19 protein-coding genes and 2 pseudogenes are annotated in these 22,069 nt (G+C 71.4%); 4 read left to right on the top strand and 17 right to left on the bottom strand.

The window, feature by feature from the left end:
• Nucleotides 1-437, bottom strand: a pseudogene (locus ACWEOE_RS40035) (hypothetical protein); the annotation flags it as partial.
• A 21-nt stretch (nucleotides 438-458) separates the two neighbouring features.
• Here ACWEOE_RS40035 and ACWEOE_RS40030 point away from each other — a divergent pair.
• Nucleotides 459-524, top strand: a pseudogene (locus ACWEOE_RS40030) (hypothetical protein); the annotation flags it as partial.
• A gap of 143 nt (nucleotides 525-667) precedes the next feature.
• Here the strand turns inward: ACWEOE_RS40030 and ACWEOE_RS40025 are convergent.
• From ACWEOE_RS40025 to ACWEOE_RS40015, 3 genes are all read right to left on the bottom strand, one after another.
• Nucleotides 668-856: a hypothetical protein gene (locus tag ACWEOE_RS40025; protein WP_452018712.1), complete on the bottom strand. Its 189-nt coding sequence runs from the start codon at nucleotides 854-856 to the stop codon at nucleotides 668-670.
• A gap of 98 nt (nucleotides 857-954) precedes the next feature.
• A complete protein-coding gene (locus ACWEOE_RS40020; protein WP_452018710.1) occupies nucleotides 955-3,807 on the bottom strand; it encodes an ATP-binding protein in 2,853 nt (950 codons plus the stop codon).
• 186 nt (nucleotides 3,808-3,993) lie between these two features.
• Nucleotides 3,994-4,851 carry an NAD(+)/NADH kinase gene (locus ACWEOE_RS40015; RefSeq protein ID WP_452018708.1) on the bottom strand — a complete coding sequence of 286 codons (858 nt, stop codon included), beginning with the start codon at nucleotides 4,849-4,851 and terminating at the stop codon, nucleotides 3,994-3,996.
• A 57-nt stretch (nucleotides 4,852-4,908) separates the two neighbouring features.
• On the opposite strand from ACWEOE_RS40015, the gene ACWEOE_RS40010 reads away from it, so the two are divergent.
• Nucleotides 4,909-6,174 (top strand): FAD-binding protein, encoded by a 1,266-nt coding sequence (locus tag ACWEOE_RS40010; RefSeq protein ID WP_452018706.1) that lies wholly within the window; start codon nucleotides 4,909-4,911, stop codon nucleotides 6,172-6,174.
• A gap of 101 nt (nucleotides 6,175-6,275) precedes the next feature.
• Nucleotides 6,276-7,442, top strand: a complete 1,167-nt coding sequence (locus ACWEOE_RS40005) for an MFS transporter (RefSeq protein WP_452018704.1) — start codon at nucleotides 6,276-6,278, stop codon at nucleotides 7,440-7,442.
• Between the two features lie 48 nt (nucleotides 7,443-7,490).
• On the opposite strand, the gene fgd is transcribed toward ACWEOE_RS40005, so the two are convergent.
• From fgd to ACWEOE_RS39940, 13 genes are all read right to left on the bottom strand, one after another.
• Nucleotides 7,491-8,489: a glucose-6-phosphate dehydrogenase (coenzyme-F420) gene (gene fgd, locus ACWEOE_RS40000; protein ID WP_452018702.1), complete on the bottom strand. Its 999-nt coding sequence runs from the start codon at nucleotides 8,487-8,489 to the stop codon at nucleotides 7,491-7,493.
• A 21-nt stretch (nucleotides 8,490-8,510) separates the two neighbouring features.
• Nucleotides 8,511-9,494: an LLM class flavin-dependent oxidoreductase gene (locus ACWEOE_RS39995; RefSeq protein ID WP_452018700.1), complete on the bottom strand. Its 984-nt coding sequence runs from the start codon at nucleotides 9,492-9,494 to the stop codon at nucleotides 8,511-8,513.
• Nucleotides 9,491-10,882: a dihydroorotase gene (locus ACWEOE_RS39990; RefSeq protein WP_452018698.1), complete on the bottom strand. Its 1,392-nt coding sequence runs from the start codon at nucleotides 10,880-10,882 to the stop codon at nucleotides 9,491-9,493. The genes ACWEOE_RS39995 and ACWEOE_RS39990 overlap by 4 nt, the downstream gene beginning before the upstream one ends.
• Nucleotides 10,879-11,823: an alpha/beta hydrolase gene (locus ACWEOE_RS39985; RefSeq protein ID WP_452018696.1), complete on the bottom strand. Its 945-nt coding sequence runs from the start codon at nucleotides 11,821-11,823 to the stop codon at nucleotides 10,879-10,881. Before ACWEOE_RS39985 ends, ACWEOE_RS39990 begins: the two co-directional genes overlap by 4 nt.
• A gap of 111 nt (nucleotides 11,824-11,934) precedes the next feature.
• Nucleotides 11,935-12,708, bottom strand: a complete 774-nt coding sequence (locus ACWEOE_RS39980) for a GntR family transcriptional regulator (RefSeq protein ID WP_452018694.1) — start codon at nucleotides 12,706-12,708, stop codon at nucleotides 11,935-11,937.
• A 156-nt stretch (nucleotides 12,709-12,864) separates the two neighbouring features.
• Nucleotides 12,865-13,911, bottom strand: a complete 1,047-nt coding sequence (locus tag ACWEOE_RS39975) for an ABC transporter substrate-binding protein (protein ID WP_452018692.1) — start codon at nucleotides 13,909-13,911, stop codon at nucleotides 12,865-12,867.
• Between the two features lie 66 nt (nucleotides 13,912-13,977).
• A complete protein-coding gene (locus ACWEOE_RS39970; RefSeq protein WP_452018690.1) occupies nucleotides 13,978-14,760 on the bottom strand; it encodes an ABC transporter ATP-binding protein in 783 nt (260 codons plus the stop codon).
• A gap of 19 nt (nucleotides 14,761-14,779) precedes the next feature.
• Nucleotides 14,780-15,643: an ABC transporter permease gene (locus tag ACWEOE_RS39965; protein ID WP_452018688.1), complete on the bottom strand. Its 864-nt coding sequence runs from the start codon at nucleotides 15,641-15,643 to the stop codon at nucleotides 14,780-14,782.
• Between the two features lie 190 nt (nucleotides 15,644-15,833).
• Entirely contained in the window at nucleotides 15,834-16,559 is a 726-nt protein-coding gene (locus ACWEOE_RS39960; RefSeq protein WP_452018686.1) for a class II aldolase/adducin family protein, read from the bottom strand.
• Between the two features lie 247 nt (nucleotides 16,560-16,806).
• Nucleotides 16,807-17,517: an alpha/beta fold hydrolase gene (locus ACWEOE_RS39955; RefSeq protein ID WP_452018684.1), complete on the bottom strand. Its 711-nt coding sequence runs from the start codon at nucleotides 17,515-17,517 to the stop codon at nucleotides 16,807-16,809.
• A 246-nt stretch (nucleotides 17,518-17,763) separates the two neighbouring features.
• Nucleotides 17,764-18,387 carry a TetR/AcrR family transcriptional regulator gene (locus ACWEOE_RS39950; protein WP_452018682.1) on the bottom strand — a complete coding sequence of 208 codons (624 nt, stop codon included), beginning with the start codon at nucleotides 18,385-18,387 and terminating at the stop codon, nucleotides 17,764-17,766.
• A 45-nt stretch (nucleotides 18,388-18,432) separates the two neighbouring features.
• Nucleotides 18,433-20,118 (bottom strand): sulfatase-like hydrolase/transferase, encoded by a 1,686-nt coding sequence (locus ACWEOE_RS39945; protein WP_452018680.1) that lies wholly within the window; start codon nucleotides 20,116-20,118, stop codon nucleotides 18,433-18,435.
• A 93-nt stretch (nucleotides 20,119-20,211) separates the two neighbouring features.
• Nucleotides 20,212-21,246 carry a hypothetical protein gene (locus ACWEOE_RS39940; protein WP_452018678.1) on the bottom strand — a complete coding sequence of 345 codons (1,035 nt, stop codon included), beginning with the start codon at nucleotides 21,244-21,246 and terminating at the stop codon, nucleotides 20,212-20,214.
• Between the two features lie 205 nt (nucleotides 21,247-21,451).
• Between ACWEOE_RS39940 and ACWEOE_RS39935 the strand changes: the two genes are divergently transcribed.
• The gene (locus tag ACWEOE_RS39935; protein WP_452018676.1) at nucleotides 21,452-22,069 is read left to right on the top strand and encodes a response regulator transcription factor; all 618 of its coding nucleotides are present in this window, start codon (nucleotides 21,452-21,454) and stop codon (nucleotides 22,067-22,069) included.

Here is a 22,069-nt window from a genome sequence, read left to right as displayed (position 1 = left end):
TCGTCGGCGGGGTAGTTCACGCCGCCGTTCTGGTCGACCTTGCGGAAGCAGCCGTTGTCCGTGGTGCAGGCGGGCAACCCGTACTGCGCCCGGTAGACGGCGAGGTCGGCCTCGGCGTGGGAGTCGCCGAGCGCGTCGATGATGGCGACGGTCTTGCCCTCGCCGCCGCCCGGCAGGTCGTAGGCGGCCTGGATGTCGGCCGGGCCCAGCGAGCCCTCCAGCGGGCCGTCGGCGCTGGTCAGCGGGTGCAGGTTCTTGTCCGCCTTGAACAGCGAGTTGCAGGTGACGGTGTGCGGCTTCGGCTTCGCGGAGTTGCAGCCGGTCGGGGTGTACAGCGCGGTGGGCGCCTTCGCGGCGGGCTTGCCGGTGGCCGTGCGGGTCGCCTTCTCGGCGCCCGCGGGCTTCGCGTCACCCGACGTGGCGGCCGCGTCGAGCACGGTCTTCGCCGGGGCGTCGGCGTGCGTCGCGCCGAGCGCGCTCGTGCCGAGTGGACCGTCTTGTGCCGGACTGACTTGTGCCGGACTGACTTGTGCCGGACTGACTTGCGCCGGACCGACTTGCGTGGTGCCGGCGACCAGCGCCAAGCCGGCCAGCACCGGGAGGATGAGCGCCAGCAGGCGCCCCCGGGGGACTCTCAAGGGATGGCCTTTCCGTTCGCCCGGGCGGCTCACAGGGGTTCGTACCCCGGGGGCAGGTCGCGCCCGCCCTGGTCGGCCGCCCGGCCGGACCGATCGCCGGCCGCGGGTACGGCGTCGGCGGGATCCGCGATGGTGGGGTGGGGATCCGTGCCCGCGCCGGGCCGGACAGGCACGGTGCCGTCCACCGGCCGGTCATCGCCGGGTCTCGTCGCGTTCACCGGCGAAGTATCGGGGCGCACACGGTGCGTTCGCGATTGGGCGGATGACCTAATCTGCGCGGCGCGGTTGTTTGAGCCACCGATCCGACGGTGCGGGTTCAGTCCGTTGTGGCCGGAGTGATCCCCGCCTTGGTCGCGCTCACCGCCAACGCCGTCCGGGAGGTCACGCGGTGCTTGCGCATCGCCGAGTTCAGCTGGGCCGCAACGGTTTTCGGCGAGCGGGACAGGACCTGGGCGATCTCCGGGTTGGTCAAGCCGTTCAGCAGGAGCCGCACGACCTCCAGTTCGCGGGGTGAGAGCTGGTCGCCGTAACCGCGGCGGCCGCCGCGCCGGACGGGGTCGCCGAGATCGGGCGAAGAGGTTCGGATGCGGTCGGCAGCGACGGTGGCGCCGAGCGTCTCGGCGGCGGCCAGTGCCGCGGCGAAGCGGTCGAGCGCCTCGGCCCGAAGATCCGCCGCCAGCAGGGAACCCGCCTCGCGTTCGCGCGCCAGCAGAGCCTCGTACGGGCGGGGCAGCGCCGCCCACGCGGCCGCGGCGGTGGCCCATGCCTCAGCGGCACCTCGGTGGTCGGAGTGGGCGGTGGCGAGCAGCGCGTGGCAAGCGTGGACCGCGGGCTCGGCGCTCTCGCCGCTGTGGCCCGCGGCGAACTCGGCGGTGAGCTGTTCGGCGTCGGCGACGCGGCCGGCGGCCAGCAGGGCCTCGACGCGCACCGGCGCGAGTTCCGCGGCCCACAGCCAGATCTGCTTGCGCACCACGACCGCCATCGGTTCCTCGGTGACCTCGAGGGCATCGGCCACCCGGCCGGCGGACAGGTGCAGCCGGGCCAGCGCCGCCGCGGGTTCGAGCGGCATGTCGACAATCCCGCGTTGCCGGGATTCGGCGAGAACGCGTTCCAGCTTGTGTCCGACGTCCGGCCCCGGCGCGGTCGCCGCGCCGAGCAGCGCGCCCACCAGGGTCGAGTCCAGCTGGATGAGCGGCTCCTCCGCGAGATCGGCGAACGCGGCGGCACGCTCGGCCAGCCCGGTCCACGCGCCGGTGAGCCAGTCGAGCCGCACCAGGGTCGCGAGTGCCATGTCGCGCAGGCGCTGCAGTCCGTGCCGCCAGCCGAGCTCGTCCGCGCGTGTGAGGAACGCGCGCGCGTCGGCGTAGCGACCCCAGCGCACGGCGGCGTCACCGAAGTTCACCAGGCCGCGCGTGATCTGCAGCGGATCACCGGCGCCGGCCTCGGGCAGGGTCGCCGCCAGCGCCCAGCCCGCCGCGTCGCCCAGTTCGAGCAGCGTCGAGGCACGGTCGACCATGAACAGCAGCCGGTCTTCCTCCGGCACGGCCGAACGGACGACGGCGTCGCAGCGGTCCAGCCACTCGCGGTGCGCCTGCGCGGGCCACGTCGCCCCGGCGGGCCGGCCCAGCACCGACATCGCCTGCGCCACGGCGACCGGATCACCGTCCAGGTCCGGGATCGCGCGTTCGAGCTCGGCGGCGCCTTCGGCGTAGTAACCCGCGTGCATCAGCAGCCGCCCCAGCTGGCTGCGGATCTCGGCGGTCTCGCGGCGGTCGAGCACGGCGCTGTCGAGCACCCCGCGCACCGTCCGGACGAGGTCGACCCGCCCGAGGTACCCGGTGAAGGCGAAGAGCGGCGTCTTGCGCGCCAGCCGCGCCACGGCCGTCGGCGGCAGCGTGGGTTCGGCGAGCAGGCCGTGCAGGAACGACACGGCCGTGTGGTGGTCCCCCGAGGCCAGCGCCAGATCCGCCGCGCGCTCGGCGTACTCGCACCACTTGCGCGTCTCGCCCGCCTCGCGGAAGTGGTGCGCCAGCACGGCGACCGGCGCCGGGTCCCACGCCGAGAGCGCCTTGCCCGAACGCCGGTGCAGCTCCCGCCGCTCGCGCCCGCCGATGCCGTCGTACACGGCCTTCGCGGCCAGCACGTGCCGGAAGCCCAGCCGCCCGCGGTCGTCCTCGACGAGCAGCCCGCTGCGCACCGCCGCGTCGATCGCCGTGCCCGCGCGCTCGGGCGGCAGCCCGCAGACCTCGACGACGTCGGGCTCGGCCGCCGCGGTCGCGAGCACCGCGCACGCCCGCAGCACCGCCTGGGCGTCGGGCGTCAGGCGCACCAGGCGCTCGGCCAGCGCGTCGCGGATCGTGGGCGGCACGGCGATCTCGTCGAGCGAGCGCCGGACCCACTCGCCGCCCTGGCGGATGAGGTCGGCGCGGTCGCTCAGCAGCCGCACCGACTCCTCGAGCGCGAACGGGATCCCGTCGGTGTGGCGGTGCAGGAACCGCGCGAACGGTTCCGACACCCGTTCGTCGCCCAGCATCGACGACACCAGCTGGGCCGTCTGCGCCACGTCGAGCGCGCCGAGGGTGATGCGCGGGTAGCGCGACGACAGGCGCAGCAGCAGGCTGTCGTCGCCGACCTCGTCGGGCCGGTAGGTGAGCACGAGCCCCGGCCGGTGCTCCTGCCGCGCGGCGAGGAACAGCAGGAACTCGAGTGTGGTCTCGTCGGCCCAGTGCAGGTCCTCGACCACGAGCACGGCGACGTCGCACCGGTCGAGCAGCTCCGCCAGCGCCCGCAGCAGCCGGTGCCGCGCCGCGCCCGCGTCGGCCAGGCCGTCCGGCGCCGGCGGCAGGTCCCACTCGGGGAACAGCGGCCGCAGCGTGCCGGCCAGCGGGCTCAGCGCCAGACCCGCGACGCCGGGACGGGCTTGGCGCAGCGCATCGACGATCGGGCCGAGCGTGAGCGCCTCCCGCAGCGGCGGGCAGCTCGCGACGAGCACCCCGGGTGACGGCCGCAGCTCCCGCACCAGCCGGCTCTTGCCGATGCCCGCCTCGCCGGAGACCAGCACCACACCCGGCGGCTCGGCGAGCGCCGCGGTGAGGCGGGTGAGCTCGTCGTCACGGCCGATGAGCCGGGGTGTGCCGAGAGCGGGGAGATCGCGCCCGTCCGCTCCCACGTGTCCCCCGCTCGCCTCGCCGATCACAGCTGTAGCGAGGATTCTCGACACGCCGGGCCCGGCCGGGCAAGCGATCCGGACCGTGATTCACACTGCTGTCCTTGCGTTCCCGACAAAAACGACACGCTGCGGGCAAGTGGCGCAGCGGCGTCGGCCGATCGGCGCAACCGTCCTCAGTGGAGGGTGTCAGGACGACGCGATCTCCGCGGAATCCGACAGCCGCAGCTTGCGCCGGGCGCGCTGGAAGAACGTGGTACGCCCCAGCCGCACCACCCGGGCGGCGCTCGGGCGGGCGCACAGTTCGATCCGCTCGCCCGGCTCCACGTACCCCTCGACGATCCCGTCGACCTCCACCGCCAGCCGGCCGCTGCCCGGCAGCATCTCGAGCGCCAGCGTGTCGTCCACCGACAGCACCACGCCCCGCCCGTACGCGGAGTGCGGCGCGGCCGGCGTGACGAGCAGGGCTTCCACGGCCGGGCTCGTGATCGGGCCGCCGGCGGAGAAGCTGTAGGCCGTGGACCCGGTCGGCGTGGCGACGATCACCGCGTCGGCCGCGTAGCTCACGAACTGCTCCTCGTTCACCCGCACGGCGACCAGCGCGCCGCCGTCACCGGGCACGCGCACCACGGCGACGTCGTTGAACGCCGTGACGGTCCTGCCGCCGATCACCGCGTCGACCGCCAGGCGCGGTTCGACGGTGAAGTCGTGGGCGTCGATCAGCGACAGCGCGCCGGGCAGATCGGGCACGTCGACCTCGGCGAGGAAGCCGAGCTTGCCGAGGTTCACGCCGAGCACGGGCGCGCGCCGGCCGTCGGCCATCCGCATCGCGCGCAGCATCGTGCCGTCGCCGCCGAGGCTCACCAGCAGGTCGGACTGGCTGGCCAGCTCCTCGGCCGACACCCCGACCGCCTTGCAGTCGAGGCGCACGATCTCTTCGGCGATGCCGAGGATCTTGATGCCGCGGTTCGCGGCCCAGCCGAGGACGGCGTCGACCGCCGCGGCGGAGTCCCGCTTCGGGTGCAGTACCAATCCGGCCGAATGCATGCGGCAAGTCTGCCCGGATCCGATCGCTTTGGCGAGTCCCGCCTAAGCTGGGCGTTCGTGATCGACAACGCGGGCGGCCCGGCCGCCAACTGGGCCGGGAACCTCTCCTACGGCGCCCGGGAGCTGCTGGCTCCCCGAACGCTCGACGAGGCCCGTGAGCTGGTCGTGGCCGCGTCGCGGATCAAGGCGCTCGGCAGCCGGCACAGCTTCAACGACGTGGCCGACAGCCCCGGCGGCGCGCAGCTCGACCTGTCGGCGCTGACCGGCGAGGTCGCCCTCGACCCGGCCGCCGGCACGGTCACCGTGGGCGGCGGCGTGCGGTACGGCGACGTCGTGACCGAACTCGACGCCGCGGGCTTCGCCCTGGAGAACCTCGCGTCCCTGCCGCACATCACCGTGGCCGGCAGCGTCGCCACCGGCACCCACGGCTCGGGTGAGCGCCACCCCGGCCTGGCGGCCGCCGTCTCCTCGCTGGAGCTCCTGACCGCCGACGGCTCCCTGCGCACCTTCTCCCGCGGCGACACCGACTTCGCCGGCACGGTCGTCGCCCTCGGCGCCCTCGGCGCGGTGACCCGCCTGACGCTCGACCTGGTCCCGGCGTTCACCGTGCGCCAGGACGTCTACGACGACCTGCCGTGGTCGGCCGCGCTGGCGCACTTCGACGAGATCCAGGCGGCGGGCTACAGCGTCAGCCTGTTCACGAACTGGGCTCGCGACGTCGTCGACCAGGTCTGGCTGAAAAACCGCGTTCCGGCTTCGGCCCCGGAAATCTTGTTCGGCGCCCTCCCCGCCGACGGCCCCCGCCACCCCGCCCACGCCGCCGGCGTCCCGGCCGGCAACACCACCGGTCAGCTCGGCGCCCCCGGCCCCTGGTACGACCGCCTCCCCCACTTCCGCCTCGGCTTCACCCCGAGCGTCGGCGCCGAACTGCAGACCGAGTACTTCGTGCCCCGCGCCTCGGCCCCCGCGGCGTTCGAGGCCCTGCGCGGCCTCGGCCACCGCATCGCCCCGCTCCTCCTGGTCTCCGAAATCCGCACCATCGCCGCCGACGACCTCTGGCTGAGTCCGTCGTCCGGCCGGGACAGCGTGGCGCTCCACTTCACCTGGCTCCCCCGCCAACCCGAGGTCGAAGCCCTGCTCCCGACCATCGAGTCCGCCCTCGCCCCCTTCGCCCCCCGCCCCCACTGGGGCAAGCTCTTCCACGGCGAGGCCCTCGACCTGGCCTACCCGCACCTCGCGGACTTCCGCGCCCTGGCCGGGCGCCTGGACCCGACGGGCAAGTTCCACAACCCGTTCCTGCAGCGCCACGTCCTCGGCTGCTGAGCCTCGGCGGGGGTTCGCCTGATCACACTCAGCGGCAGCAATATCGCGCGTGTGCAACTATTGCCCACGACGTTAATTGTCGACGCTTCAGGAGGAACCCCATGCCGCTCGCCTTGCTGGCGTTGGCCATCGGCGCGTTCGGGATCGGGACGACGGAGTTCGTGATCGCCGGGCTGCTGCCCGAGGTGGCCACGGACTTCGGCGTGTCCATTCCGGCCGCGGGCTGGCTGATCACCGGCTACGCGCTGGGCGTGGCGGCGGGCGCCCTGCCCATGACCGCTCTCGGCACGCGGATGCGCCGCAAGCACCTGCTCCTGCTGCTCATGGGCGTGTTCATCGTCGGCAACGCGCTCTCGGCGCTGGCACCGTCCTACGGGGTGCTGTTGGCCGGCCGGATCGTCGCCGCGCTCACCCACGGCGCGTTCTTCGGGGCCGGCGCGGTGGTCGCCGCGGACCTCGTGAAGCCCGAGAAGAAGGCGAGCGCCATCGCGCTCATGTTCACCGGGCTGACGCTGGCCGACGTGCTGGGCGTGCCGCTGGGCACGTTCATCGGGCAGGGGCTCGGGTGGCGCGCGACGTTCTGGGTCGTCGCCGGGCTCGGGGTACTGGGGCTGGCCGGCGTCGCGGCGCTCGTGCCGGACACGCCGAGGCCAGAAGGCGCGAACATCAAGGCGGAGTTCGCCGTGTTCCGGCACCCGAAGGTGTGGCTGGCGACCGGCACGACGATCCTGGGCTTCGGCGGCGTCTTCGCCAGCTTCACCTACATCGCGCCGATGATGACGGACGTCGCCGGGCTGCCGGCGGGTGCGGTGAGCTGGTTGCTGGTGCTGTTCGGCGTCGGACTGGTGCTCGGCAACCTCGTGGGCGGCAAGTTCGCCGACCGGGCGTTGATGCCGACGCTCTACACGGTGCTGATCGCGCTGGCCGTGGTGCTCGCGGCGTTCGCGTTCACCGCCCACGCGGCCGTTCCCGCGATCGTCACGCTGTTTCTCCTGGGCGGCTTCGGGTTCGCCACCGTGCCACCGCTGCAGATGCGCATGCTGGCCAGCGCCGAGGCCGCGCCCACGGTCGCCTCGGCGGTGAACATCGGCGCGTTCAACCTCGGCAACGCGCTGGCGGCCTGGCTCGGCGGCGTCGTCATCGCCGCGGGGTACGGCTACGCCTCGACCAACTGGGTCGGCGCCGCCATGACGGTCGCCGCGCTGGCGCTGGCCGTCGCCTCGGGCCGGCTGGACCGGCGCAAGCAGCTCGTCCACCCAGGGCAGTGAGCACACCCCGAGTGCGGGCCCGGTACCCGACCGGGCCCGCACCGGCACTCACACCAGCTTGCGCAACCGCGGCAGGATCTCCGTGCCGTAGGCCTTCAGGAACCGCTCCTGGTCCGGCCCGGGGGCGTGGAACACCAGGTGCGTGAAGCCCAGGTCGAGGTACCGCTTGATCGCCGCCACGTGCTCGTCCGGGTCGGACGACACGATGAACCGGCTCGCGGCCCGCTCGATCGGCAGCGCGTCGGCCAGCCGCTGCATCTCGACCGGGTCCTCGACGCCCGTCTTCTCCTCCGGCTTCAACGCCAGCGCGCCCCAGAACCGCGTGTCCTGCAACGCGCGCGAAGCGTCCGCATCGAACGAGACCTTGACCTCGATCATCATGTCCACGTCGCCGATCGCGCGGCCCGACTGCTCCACGCCTTCGCGGACCGCGGGCAGCAGCGTGTCCGTGTACAGCGAAGGCGCCTTGCCGCTCGTGGTGATGAAACCGTCACCACGACGGCCCGCGAGCCGCGTGGCCGCCGGGCCGGAGCCCGCGATGTACAGCGGCACCGGCACGGCGGGCCGGTCGTACACCGTGGCCTTCTCGGTGCGGTAGTGCTTGCCCTCGAAGTCCACGCGCTCTTCCGTCCACAGCAGGCGGATGAGCTCGATCGCCTCCTTGAGCCGGGCGAAGCGCACCTTCGGCTCCGGCCACTCGATGCCGAGCGGGGCCTCGTTCATCGACTCGCCGGACCCGATGCCCAGTACCACGCGGCCCGGGAACAGGCACCCGAGCGTCGCGAACGCCTGCGCGACCACGGCCGGGTGGTAGCGGAACGTCGGCGTCAGCACGCTCGTGCCCAGCACCACCCGCTCCGTCGCCGAGCCGAGCGCGCCCAGCCACGGCAGCGCGGCCGGCGCGTGGCCGCCGTCGTGGCGCCACGGCTGCAGGTGGTCGCTCACGAACACCGAGTCGAACCCGTTCTCCTCGGCCAGCACGCCGTAGCGCAGCAGCTCCGCCGGCGCGAACTGCTCCGCCGACGCCTTGTACCCGAACCTCACCACTGGACTCGTCCCTTCTCAACCTCAGACGCCCGCGTTCACCTTGCCGATGATCTCCGACCCGAGCAGCTCGATCTGATCGAACCACCGATCGAACTTGAACCGGAAGTCGAACACCAGGTGCTCCACCCCGGTCTCGGCGAACCGGGCTATCTCCTCCAACGCATCCTCCGGTGTGCCGACGATGAGCTGCCCCGAGAGATCCTTCACGGTCTCGAACGTGCCGGACGGCGGCTTCACCGCGAACTTCGCCTTGTTCGCCCAGGCCAGCAGGCCCGGCACGTTCACGTGCTTCACCGCTTCCTCGTACGTGCGCTCGATCGACGTGGGCGGGATCACGGCCACGGTCGGCATCGTGCGCCCGGCCTGGGCAGACAGGTCCCGCATCGTGGTCACGCGCTTGTCCAGCGTCGCCATCGAGATCCGGCCCGGCATCCAGCCGTCGCAGAACTCGACCGCGAGCCGGGCCGAGCGCGGGGTGGCGCCGCAGTACCAGAACGGCACCCGCCCGCCCAGCGGCTTGGGCTCGATGGTGATGTCGTCGAAGGTGAAGTTCGCGTCGGAGTACGACACGTTGTTCTCGGTGAACACGCGCTTGAAAATCTCGGCGTTGGACCGCACGAGTTCCACCCGATCGCGCTCACCCCATTCGATGGCTTCGAACTCGTGGTCGAACGTCCCCGCGCCGAAGCCGAGGATCACGCGCGGGCCGAACAGCTGCGTCATCGTGCCCGTCATCAGCGCCGTGACCAGCGGGTGCCGGAACGGGATCAGCGAACCCGTGCCCAGCTCGATGCGCTCGGTCACGGCGCCGATGGCCGTGAGCGTGGTGAGCGCGTCGTAGAACGTGCGGTTGGGCTTCTCCATCTCGCCGTGCGGCTCGAACACCAGGTGGTCGCGCACCCAGACCGAGTCGAAGCCGGCCTTCTCGGCCATGATCGCGCCCTGGAGCACGTTGTCGCGCGAGGCGTGCTCGCCGAAATGCGGGAGCAAGAGTCCGAACTTCATGCGTTCTGCACCTTTCCTGACACCGCCTGCTTGCCGTGCCCGGCCTCGCCGGTCACCCTGCCGCCCGCGAACACCTCGGTGCCGCGCACGTAGGTCTGCTCGATGCCGGCCGTGAGCTGCCGGCCGTCGTACGGGGTCCAGCCGATCTTCGAGAGCACGCCGGCGTTCGTGATCGTCCACGGCGCGTCGAGGTCCGCGATCACGAAGTCCGCGTCGCAGCCCGGGGTCAGCGCGCCCTTCACCCCCTGCAGGCCGAATTTCGCCGCCGGCGCGCCGGCCACGAGCTCGACGGCGCGGTCGAGCGTCAGCAGGCCCTTGTTGACCGCGTCGAGCGTGAGCGGGTAGTAGTACTGGATGCCCGGGGTTCCGGTGTGGGAGCTCCACATCCGCGTCCAGCCGATCTCCTTCTCCTCACGCGTGTGCGGCGCGTGGTCGGAGGAGAACATGTCGATCGTGCCGTCGCGCAGGCCTTCCCACACGGCTTCGCGGCCGTCGTCGGGCACCCAGTAGGACAGCGCATACGGGCCCAGCTTCTCCACATCGTCCCAAGTGGACAGGAACGGCAGCCAGTGGTTCACCTCGCACGTCACGTCCACGCCGTGCTCACGCGCCCGCCGCACGGCCTCGACCGAGCGGCGCGTCTGGATGTGCGCGAGGTGCACCTTGCAGCCCGAAGCCTCGGCCAGGCGCAGCACGACCTCGATCGCGGTGTCCCAGATGACGCCGTTGCGTGCGGCGTAGGCCGACGCGTAACCCTGCGGCGTGTTTTCCCCGCGGGCCAGGTACTCCCCCTCGATGTAGTCCATCAGCGATTGGTCGTGGGGGTGGATGATGAAGCGCTTACCCGTCTTCGCGATGGTGTCCATCATGCGCAGCAGGTCGCCGTGCCCGTGCATGCCGGTGCCAGCCGGGTGCGGGTAGGTGCGGCCGGTGTCCACGACCATGTAGATCTTGTACGCGTTCACGCCCATCGCGGCCATCGGCGCGATCTCGTCGGGACGGGTGGCCGCGGGGTTGTGGTTCCAGTCCACGATGGACTTCTCGGCGTAGAGGTCGAAGACCTCGCGCAGCGTTTTCGCCGTGGTGGTCGGCGGGTTCAGGTTGGGCATCCCGAAGATCGTGGTGACACCACCGGCGGCCGCCTGCAGCGACGTCGTGTGGATGTCCTCCTTGTGCTCGAACCCGGGCTCACGGGTGTGCACGTGGACGTCGACCATGCCGGGCAGCACCAGTTTCCCGGTGGCGTCGACCGTGCGGCCGACGTCGGCGATCTCGACGGAGCCGGACACCACCCCGACGACCTTGCCCTCGTTCACCAGCAGGTCGCCGTCGACGGCGCCACTGGGCAGCTGCACGCGGCCACCGGCCACACGGAGATCGATGCTCATGCCTTCACCTCCACAACAACGGGGTGCTCCCCCGGCTCGCTCGATCGCACGACCACGTCGGCCGGGCGCAGATACTTCTCGAACCACGCGACGATGCGGGGCGTCGTCGCGGTCCAGTACTTGTCGTAGGCGGCGTAATGACTCGTGTGCCGCTGCATGATCAGTTCCTTCGGACCGCGGGCGGCCTCGTAGATCCGCTCCGCGTGGTCGGTGGGCGTGGTGGCGTCGTTCTCCACCCCGATCACGAGCAGCGGCGTGTCGAGCGTCGCCGCCGCCTCGGCCGGGCGGTAGGCGATGATCTCCTCCGCCGCGGCCAGGCGCACCTGCTTCGGCACGCGTCCATCCACATCGGACTTGACACTCGTGGCCCGGCGTTCCGACGTCGGCACCATGATCTCCTCGCGTGGGTTCACGAGCTTGCCCACGCCGTGCAGCGTGCGCTCGCGCCGGTCGGCGTCCAGCTCCGCGAGGAAGTCGAGCCACTGGTACTCGCTGCGCATGCGGTGCAGCCAGTCGCCGCCGTCGGCCACGGGCAGCTGGCTCACCGCGGCCCGCACCCGCTTGTCGACGGACGCGAGCAGCACCGCGTTGCCGCCGCCCGTGCCGCCGCTGCCGAACACGCCGATCGAATCGGGCAGCACGTCGGGCCGCGCCTCGGCGTAGGTGACGGCACTGCGCAGGTCGGCCAGCTGCCGGGCCGGCGAAAGCAGTTCCGGGTCGCCCTCGGAATCGCCGAAGCCGCGGTAGTCGAACACCAGCACGGCGAACCCGGCGTCGGTGAGCGCCTGGTGGTAGCGCACGTAGAGCTTCGCGTCCTTCAGGCCCATCCAGCCCGGGCCCTGCACGACGACGCGGTAGGGCCCGTCGCCCCCGTCCGGGGTGCGCCAGAGCCCGCTGACGCGTTCGCCGTCGCTGAACCAGGAGACCTCGTCAGTTCTCATCGGAGTTTCCGTTCACTCCTGCCCGCCGGTTTCCGGGCAGGGGGTACCTGCCCGGCGATTCGGCCGGGTTGCGGACAACGTGTGATTCGGTTGAAGGGAAAGGAGAAACGTTTACGCGGGGAATTCGCTGTCCGGTTCGCGATCGCTTTCGCCGGAAAGGATCTTGGCGACGCCTTCGCTCACCTCGCGCAGGTGGTCGTGCAGGGCCGCCTCCGCGGCGGCGACGTCACCGCGCTCGATGTGGTCGACGAGCGTGGTGTGCCGCCCGTGGTGGCTGCGGCTGCCCGACACCCGCCAGCCGAGCAGGTAGCGCCCCACGCTGCTGCGCAGGTCTTCGATCAGCTCCACGAGCCGAGGGTTGCGCTCGGCGTCGTAGAGCTCCCGGTAGAACCGCACGCGGACGTCGAGGAACCCTTCGCCCTCCTCCTCGGAATCGAGCAGCTCCGCGTTGCGGCGCAGGCTCTCGACGCGCTGGGGGGTCATGGTTTTCATCGACTTGCGCAGGGCGTGGGTCTCGAGCAGGTCGCGCAGCTCGTAGATCTCCACGAGCTGCTCGGCCGTGAGCGTCTTGACCACGGCGCCGCGGCGCGGGTGGAACTCCACGAGCCCCTCGGCGTCGAGCCGCAGCAGGGCCGCTCGCACCGGGAGCCGCGACACACCGATCGCGGTGGCCAGCGCTTCCTGCCGGAGGTGCTCCCCGGGGGCGAACGCCCCGGAGAGCAACGCCTGGCGCAGGACCTCGTAGACCATGTCGCCGATCGACCGGTAGCCGCTCGACAACCGCGAGACGACCTCGTCGAAGCTGGCGCGGCCGGTGATCGCGGACCCCTCCGGGGTGCCGCTTCCCGTGCCGCCACCGGCTCCTTCGGACTGACGCCGCTCCATCGTGACCTAGCCTCCCCTCGACCGGCCCCGGCCGGTCGACAAGCGATTACCATTCGTCCGCGTGATCTGGAGGACAATCGTATCCTGGATCCATTATCGGACCGAGCGTCCGGAGTCCTTTCCCACAGCGGTTGGTGACCTGGTTTTTCAGCGCGGTCAATTGAGCTTCATCGCTGCCGTCGCCTTGTCCCAGGTCGCGGTGTCGACCCAGACGGACGTGGCCGGCGCCTTGGTGATCGCCCCGACCTTGTTGGCCAGGTCTTCCTGCGTCTTCGCCGAAGCCTCGGAGTAGGCGCTCTTCGACGCGGGGAACGTGTCCGCGGCCTTGAGCGCGTCGTAGGTGCTCGACGCTTCCTTCTCGTCGGCCCTGGCGTAGGCGACCGCGGCCTTGACCCACTGGTCCTTGTCGGTGTTGAAGATCTGCGCCGCCTTGATCCACGCCTGGTCGATCGCCACGGCCAGCGCGCCGTGGCTCGCGAGCCACTGCGGTGAGGTCGCGAGGAACGAGTCGGCGAGCTCCGGCGCGGTCTTGGACATCGTCACCAGGTCGTGGAAGCCGGCCGAGGTCAGCTTCGAGACGTCGGTGGCGTGGGCGAACGTCGCGTCGATGTGGTGGGTGAGCATGGCGCTCACGCGCACCGACGCGCCACCGGCCACCGTCGTGGTGACCGCCTTGGGGTCGATGTTGTTCTTCGCCAGCAGGTCGGCGAACATCAGCGCCTCGACGCCGTGGACGTTCGAGGTGCCGTAGACGTGGCCGGGCAGGTCCGTCATCGAGTTGAGCGAGGGCGCGCCGATGAAGTGGTAGTCCAGGCGCGGCTGGCTCGGCCCGAAGATCTTCAGGCCCGAGTTGATCGACGACGACACGGCGAGCGTGCCGATGTCGGCGTCGCCGGCGAGCAGCACCCGGATGGCCGCGGGGTCACCGGTCTGGTTCACGATCGTCGCGTCGGCGCCCCAGCTCTTGAGGACCTGCGCCACGAGCGCGATCTTGGTGTCCTCGATGGCGGGGGCGGCGCCGGTGACGATGCGGATGGTGGTGCCCTTGAGGTTCGGCGTGCCGTCGGCCGAGGTCGGCAGCTTGTCACCGGCTCCGGTGGCCGCGTCGCCGGAACCGCACGCGGCGGTGAGCGACACGGTGAGCGCCGCGATCGCGCCGACGACGAGCGCCGTGCGGCGCCGCCGCGAAGTGGGAGCGGACATCGCGGACCCTCCTTTCTGGACTGGACTTGACGGTGGAGTCGGGGAATGGGGTTCGAGCAGTGGAACTCAGTGCAGGCCGAGCACGATGCCCAGCACGTGGTCGCGCAGCTTCGCCACCTCGGGATCGCCGAGGAGCTCCGCGTGCTTGCGCGGCTTGGGGAACGGGACCTCCACGACGTCGCGGACCGAGCCGGGTGAGGTGCCCATGACCACGATGCGGTCGGAGAAGAACACGGCCTCGTCGACGTCGTGCGTCACGAGCACCGTGGTGGCGCCGATGCCCTGGATGATCGTGGCGATGTCCTGTTGCAGCCGGCGCCGGGTGAAGGCGTCGAGCGCCGACAGGGGTTCGTCCATGAAGAGCACGTCGGGGTCGCAGGCCAGCGCCCGGGCCAGACCCGCGCGCTGCTGCATGCCGCCCGAGAGCGCCGACGGGTAATAGCCCGCGAAGTCCTGCAGGCTCGTCATCTCGAGCTTCGCGGCGATCGCGGCGTCGACCTGGTCGGGCGGGAGGTCCTTCGCCTTGAGCGCGAACGCCATGTTCTCGCGCACGGATTTCCACGGCAGCAGCGCGGGTTCCTGGAAGACGAACCCGATCGAGGGCGGCACCCCGTCCACGGCGCGTCCGTTGATGCGGATCCGGCCGTCGTCGACCGGGATGAGGCCGGACATCATCCGCAGCAGCGTGGTCTTGCCGCAGCCCGACGCGCCGATCAGCGAGATGAACTCGCCCTGGCGGATGTCGAAGTGCACGTCGGAGACGGCGAGGAAGCTCTCGGCCTTGCGGCCCGGGCGCTGGTAGCGCTTGGACACGTGCTCGATCTCGATGCACGCCGTGGGTGCGCTCATGGCGGACCTTTCTCCGGGTTCAGACGCGGGTGTGGGCGGAGGCGGTGGAGGACCACGGGGCGAGCCTGCGGCGCAGCACCTCGAGGATGATCGTGCCGATCACGCCGACGATCGAGGAGCTGATGATCGAGGCGAGCAGCGGCGCGGTCTGGAACGAGTCGCCGTAGTTCTGGATCAGCCCGCCGAGGCCCTTGAGGCTGATGTCCATCTCGCCGATGATCACGCCGATGAGGGCCTTGGCCAGCGCGATGCGCAGGCCGGCGAAGATGTAGGGCACGGCGTTGGGCATCGCGACGTGGCGGACCACCGACCACTCGCCGGCGCGGTAGACCTTCGCCATGTCGAGCAGGATCGCCGGGGTGTTGCGGGTGCCCTCGGCGGTGTTGATGATGATCGACCACACGGCGAGCAGGAACGTGATGGTGATTTCCGAGACGAACCCGATGCCCGTCCAGATCACCACGAGCGGCGTGAGCGCGATCAGCGGCGTCGCCTGGAAGAAGCTCACGTAGGGGTTGAGCACACGTGCCACGGTCTCGCGCCGGCCCATCCACACCCCCACGGCGATGCCGACCACGGCCGAGATGCCGAAGCCCGCCGCGAGCACCTCCATGGCGCGCAGGAACGCCGTGCCGAGCTCACCGTTGGCGATGATGTCCACAAAGGACGAAGCGACCGCGGATGGCGTGGCCAGCAGGATCGGGTTGACCTGCGCCCCGAAGATCTGCCACACCCCCAGGAACACCACGACCGACGCGACCGGCAGCACGCGCCGGCGGACCTTCGCGTTCCACGGGATCCGGAACCGCCGGGGCGGGGTGGCGGGCGGACCGGCGCGGTCCGGGGCGGAACTGGCCAAGCTCGTGTCTTCGGTGAGGGACACCGTGACCTCCTCCAGTTTGTCAGTTGGCGCCTGGATCCATTCGACACGAGGTGCGGGTGGTCCGGCCGTGAACTGGGCTGTTCGGGGATGACGCATCTGTGCACCGCGTTGTGCACTGTGGACACGAGCGGGGTGCACAACGGTCGTCACCGGCGGGTTTTCCCGGCCGGGGCGATTGTTCTCCGACGGGTCAGGCGGCGAGCACGCCGGCCTGGCGACCGAGGTGCACGTAGTGGTCCCAGAGCTTGTCGGGGCGGTGGCCACCGCGGTCGTAGCTCTCGGCGACCTGCACGATCTCCTCCGGCGTGAGCGGCAGCGGCGTGCCGAGCTGGCGCGCGAGCAGGAGCGTGCGAGCGTTTTCCTCGAGGTCGAGGCAGTCCATCAGCAGTTCCTGGATGCGGTTCGCCACCACGACCGTGCCGTGTGAGCGCAGCAGGCACGCCCCGGCTTCGCCGAGTGTCTTCGCCACCGCGTCGCCCTGTTCGCGCGAGCGGATGTGGGTGGGATCGGGGTGCACGGCCAGGCCGTCGGGGAACTTGTAGGCGAAGTGGCGCATCGGCAGGAACGGGTGCTCGACCATGGTGAAGGTGGTCGACAGCGTCGGGTGACCGTGGCAGACGAAGTCCACCTCGGGCCGCGCCCGGTACACGCCGGTGTGGATCGCGGTCTCCGCCGGCGGCGGCAGCTCACCCTCCACGAGGTTGCCGTCCAGGTCCACCACCAGCAGGTCTTCCGGCTTCAGAGCGGCCCGGCTGGCGTCGCGCGGCTGGATGAACACGCGGTCGGTGGTGCCGGGCACCCGTGCGGAGAGGTGCCCGCTGTAGTCGAGGACACCCTTGAAGACGAGAAGGCTGGTGCAGGTGACGAGATCGGCCCGTGCTCGGTCGGCGTCGGTGTCGGCCTGGGAAGCGATCATGAAAGCCCTTCCTCTCGGATTGGCGATTGGATCCAGGATAAAGGAAACACTTTCACAGCGGAAGTATCTCCGGGGGTTTCGGTGAGCGGCGGAGCTTGGTGCTGCGGGAAGGCTAGGCCTCTCCGCCGTCGTGCGCCATGACCTGACGTAAAGGTTCCGATTTTCACCGTCACGGCCGGTCGAGCCAGTCACCAACCGCACGATCCGCTCGCGGCGCCGTCCTCATGATCGTTGTGGCCGAACAAGATCAGGCCGTTCGTGTGAACTCCCCGATCAGCCGGGCCAGTTCGGCCGGCCGGTCCAGCGGCAGCAGCGTGTAACTGTCGTCCACTTCGGACAGCCGGGCCTTCGGCAACAACTGCGCGAGCCGTCGCCCGTGATCCGGTGGCATGACACGGTCCTCGCGCGCCCAGACGATCAGCGCCGGCCGGTCGAACTCCGGCAGCCGGGCCGCGGCGTCGGTCAGCACACCGGGGTCGGCGGCGGCCGCGCGCAGTACGCGGAGGGCGTCGCGGCGGATGTCAGCGCGGGTGAGGATCGGGCGCAGCCAGCCGGCCACGGTTTCGTCGCCACGTTTCGTCAGCCACCCGAAGGCGATCGGCAAGCGGCGCACCGCTTTCACGCGCATCTGCTGCATGAAGAGCCCGAACAAGCCGGGCGAGAGCCGGCCGGTCAGGAACAGCGTCTTGCCGGTGAGCCCGGGCGGGAAGTTGTCGAACGCGTCGCACGACGCGAGCACCACGCGCCGCACCCGCTCGGCGCCGGCGGTCATCACCAGCTGCACGAGGGCTCCGCCGGTGTCGACGCCGACCAGGGTCACGTCGTGAAGATCGAGCCGGGTCAGGAACTCCGCGACGAGCCGGGCAAGCGCGGGCATCGAAAGGTCCGCGTCGGCGTGCATCGCCTGGCGGTGGGCACCGAGGGGCAGCGTCGGCGCGACACACCGGTGCCCGGGCACCAGGTCGGCGATCGTCTCGTCCTACAGCGACGAGTCCATCAGCAACCCGTGCAGGAACACGAGAACGGGCCCGTCGCCACCCGTGTCGGTGTACTCGACCGGTCCGGCCGAAAGCTCGATCGCCCTCACGAGCCCACCACCTCGAACCACGCGCGCCGACATGGGGACCACCTCCCGGGTCGTTCGCCCCACCAGAAGTGAACCACGTGGTTCACAAATTCGTCCAGTGCCCCGCTCAGCGCCCCGTCAGTCGCCCGCCGCTTCCTCCCGCGCCAGTGCCCGCTCCAACGCGGCGAACCCCGCTTCCGCGCCGCCCGGATCGTCGCTGGTCAGGCGGTGCACGACGAACCCGCGCAACGTCGCGAGCACCAGCTGCGCCACCTCGCGTTTGCGTTGCGCGGGCCATTGCCGCGGGCAGAACGACTCCAGCAGGTCCAGGTACTGCCGCGTCGCCCCGCGGCCGAGGTCGGCGTAGCGCTCGGGGTCGTACATGGTCAGCCCCACGGCCTGGTCGAGCACGCGACGCAGCCCGGGCTCCTCGTCGCGCAACGTCCGCCACGCCACGCCCACGCGCCCGGCGAGCGTGCGCTGCCGCCCGCCCTCGGCCATGGCCGCCAGCGCGTTGCCGATCCGCCGCTCCCGCAAGGCGAACACGGCCTGGGCGAGCAGGTCCTCGGCGCTCGCGAAGTGGTAGAGCAGGACCTTGTGCGTGGTGCCGGCCGCCTTCGCCGCGCGCCGCAGGGAGAAGTCGACGAGGCCGTTCTCGGCGAGGTCGTCGGTCACGCTCGCGAGCAGCTCGCGCCGCCGCACCTGCCCGCGCGGCGAGCCCGCCGACCGCCGATACCCCGTCCGTTCCGCCGAGTCGTCCACCCCGACAGCTTCCCCGATGGCCCCTGGGCGTGCAGCAACCGGCCGCTACTCGGCGAAAGCCGTCAGGAACCGGTCCCGGAAGGTGTCCATGCGCCACACCGGCGCGTTCGCGGCCGGGCGCATGCCGTCGGTCCAGTTCCACGACGACACCCGGTCCAGCACGGCCGGGTCCTTCGCCACGATCGTGATCGGCACCTGGTGCGTCACCCCGGCCGGCGTCACCACGGGCGGCTGGTGGTCGCCGAGGAACACCAGCACCGTGTTGTCGGTGCCGTAAGTCTGCAAATAGGACGTGAGCGTGGAGAGGGTGTACTGGATCGCCTTGCCGTAGGCGGCCCGGATCTGGTTCGGGTCCTTCCACACCTGCGCGGGGTCCTCCCCCATCGCCGGCTGCGGGTCGAAGATCGAGCCGTCGCCGACCTTGTCCCAGGGGACGAGGGTGGGGCGCGGCGACCAGGGCGCGTGGCTGGACACGAAGTCGACCTCGGCCATCACGGGTTTGCGGTTCCGGGCGGCGAGTTCGGTGCGCTGCAAGAAGGACAGCGTGTACTGGTCGGGCATCGTGGCGTAGGCGTAGCCCGGACCCTGGTACCCGACGTTGTGGAAGTCGTAGTAGTGCTGGAACCCGTAGTACTTGCCTTCCGGCCACGGCATCGTGTGCGCCGGCACGTCCTGCACCGTCGTCCAGCCGGCCTTGCCGAACGCCCGGGTCAGCGAGAGCCGGTCACTGGCCAGCAGATCGTTGTAACGCTGCTGGTTGTCCACCCACGTTCCCGATTGGACGGTCGAGTGCGCGAGCCAGCTGCCCCCGCCGAAGGTCGACGAGTCGAGGAAGCCGCTGCGCGCGGCGAACCCGGCCTGCTGCAGGCTTTTCGTCTCCTGGTCCAGCTGCGCGTCGATCGCGGGGGCGATATCGGAGCCCTCGATCGCGAAGCGGCCGTAACTCTCCACAAAGGTCAGCAGCACGTCCTTGCCCTTGAGCCCCTGCAACAGCTGGTTGCCCGGAGTGTTCGCGAAGGGGTCGTCGGCCAGCTGCGCGGCGAAGTCCCGCTTGTCGTGCAGGTCCGTGCCCACCTGCCGGATGTCGTCGAACGCGTCGGCCGCCGCGCTGCGCGAGGCGATCGGTTGCCCGGGCGCGAGCTGCACCCCGAAAACCGCCGCCAGGATCCACACGACCCCCAGCACCGCCACCACCCGCGTGGATCCCGTGCGCCGCCCGGCCGCGAGCCGCGTCAGCCGCAGCACGGCCAGCGTCGTGAACACGATCACCGCCAGGATCAGCAGCACCACGCCGATCGCCGCGGCCACCGCTCCGGCCCCGCCGACCTCACCACGCAGGAAATCTAGCCCCGCGCTCACGAAGCTCCAGTCGAAGATCGGGTCGAACGGGCGCGAGAGCACCTCGTTGAACCCCATGTCCACGAGCTTCAGCACGGTCAGGATCCCGAGCACCGCCCCCACGACGGCCGCCAGCACCCGCCGCCACCGCGGCGGCAGCACCAGCGCGAGCGCCGTCACGACCAGCGCCTCCACCGGGATCCGCACGAAGGCCGCCGGCGAGAGCTCCGCCAGGCTGTCGGGCGCCACGAGCGCGAACAACACGAGCAGGCCCGCCACCACCGTGAGCACCACGGCCGCCACCCTGCGCGCCCGGCTCCGCCCCGGCGGCGCGGCATCCGGCCCCACCGCTGGGGACAGCTCGCGATCGTCGGTGCCCGTGAAGAGTGACACGAAGTTCCTTTCCGCCCGAAACCGGCGCACTGGCCGGTGGTCCTCTTCTTTACACGGGCGGAAGCGCCGAGTGGTTCAGTGGGTTGGCGGGCGTCACACCGCCGTGAGTCCCTGGTGGCAGCACTTCATCCCGGGCACCAGCACGTGCACCACCGACACCCGGCCGGTGTGGTGCTCCCTCAGGTAGGCCGTGAGGTCGCGGGCGGCGAGGCTGTCCAGCAGTTCGGCCAGCAGCTCCGGCGCCGTGCCGGAGAGGTTGTTCTCGCGGTAGGGCACGGAGTCCGCGGACTCGGGCTGCCCGAGCCGGCGGCCGGTCGGGGTGGCGGCGCGGCGGCACAGCAGGCCGTTCAACGCGTCGGTGAGGGCGCGGCGGCGGCTGAACGAAACACCGGCTCCCCAGGCGGCGCGGTCCCCGGCCAGGTACGCCGGCACGCCGAGCTGCGGGGTGAGGTCGGCGACCCGCACGGGTCCGCCCGCGGCGAGCGACGCGGACGCGAGCAGGGCGGCCAGGTCCGGGGGCAGGGTCGCCGGGTCGAGCAGCGCCGGGCGCGCGCTCGCGAGCATCGCCTCGTGGACGTCGTGGTCGAGCAGCGCGGTCAGGGCGCGCACGGTCGCCTCGGCCGTGGTCGTCGCCGCGCCCCATGCCGCGGCGGCGGGCCGGGTGCCGAGGGCGTCGTAGTCCACGAGGTCGCCCACGGAGTGGCGCAGCAGCAGGTGCCCGGCGCTGCCGTAGTCGGTGATCGCGAGCAGCGCGGGCACGGCGGCGACCGGGCCGAGACCGGCGGGCATCAGCCGCCGGTAGGACAGCGTGCCGACGGGCAGGTCGGTGTAGCGGGCCAGCGAGCACACGGTCTCGTCGGCCGAGAGCGCGCCGGTCGCGAGCTCGGGTGCGGGCACGGCGCGCACGTCGGCCGGGCGCAGCCAGGCGGCGCCGCCGAACCGGCGGGTGAGGGCGTCGAGCACGGCGTCGCGTTCACCGGCGGCTCCCGCGCCGTAGCCCCGCCCGGCCGACAGCGTCACGCCGTCGCGCAGCAGGTCACAGCGCCACACCGCGGCAACACTGCCCGCCACCGGCGTCAGTTTCGCGGTCAGCCCCAGTTCGGCCACCTCGGCCAGGACGTCGTCCATGTGTTCGCACCAGCTCGTCATCCGGGGTCCCCGCAGAGACCCACCTGCCCCCTGCCCGCATCAAACTCGATCACCGCCGGGGAGTCGAGGGCTTTCTCCCCGAGGTGACCGAACGGCCACCAGCCGAGGGCGCTCTGTGCGGCCACTGAACGTCCACTGAACGCGCCCGGAGTAGATGATCAGTTCGCGCGCGCATGCTGGCAGCATGAACCAGACCCTGCGAACCGGAACCGTGCGGTGCCTGCTCTCGGTTTCCGACGCACTCACTCGCGCGTGCATGGAAAGCTACTTCGACGGCAAGCCGGAAGTGGCCATGGTCGACCGCACCCGGCCGATGGGCGCCGAGGTCTCGCTCGTCGTCACCGACCGGCTCACCCCGCGCACCCGCGACATCCTGGAGCGGGTCTCCGCGACGCTCGACATCCCGTCCGTGCTGGTCATCGGCCGGCTCGACGACCTGCCGATCGCCGAGCTCGCCCAGCACCGCGTGGTCACGATCCTCGACAAGACCACCAGCCGCAGCGAAGCCGTCACGCAGGCGGTGCTCGACGCGGCCGGCGCGCACCCGGCGGACCCGGTCGAGCGGCTGACCACGCAGGTGCGCCGGCTGACCCACGCGGCGGCGCGGCAGAACCGCCTCGACCGGCGCGAGACCGACATCCTGCGGTTCCTCGCCGACGGGCTCTCGGCCGGTGAAGTGGCCAACCAGCTGGGTTACAGCGAGCGCACGGTGAAGAACATCATCAGCAAGATGACCGTCCGGCTGGAACTGCGCAACCGCGCCCACGCCGTGGCCTACGCGATCCGCGAAGGCCTGATCTGA

The organism is Amycolatopsis sp. NPDC004368, from assembly GCF_053602515.1.
The sequence above is the reverse complement of the archived record's forward strand: the minus strand, read 5'-3'. Positions and strand labels throughout refer to the sequence as shown.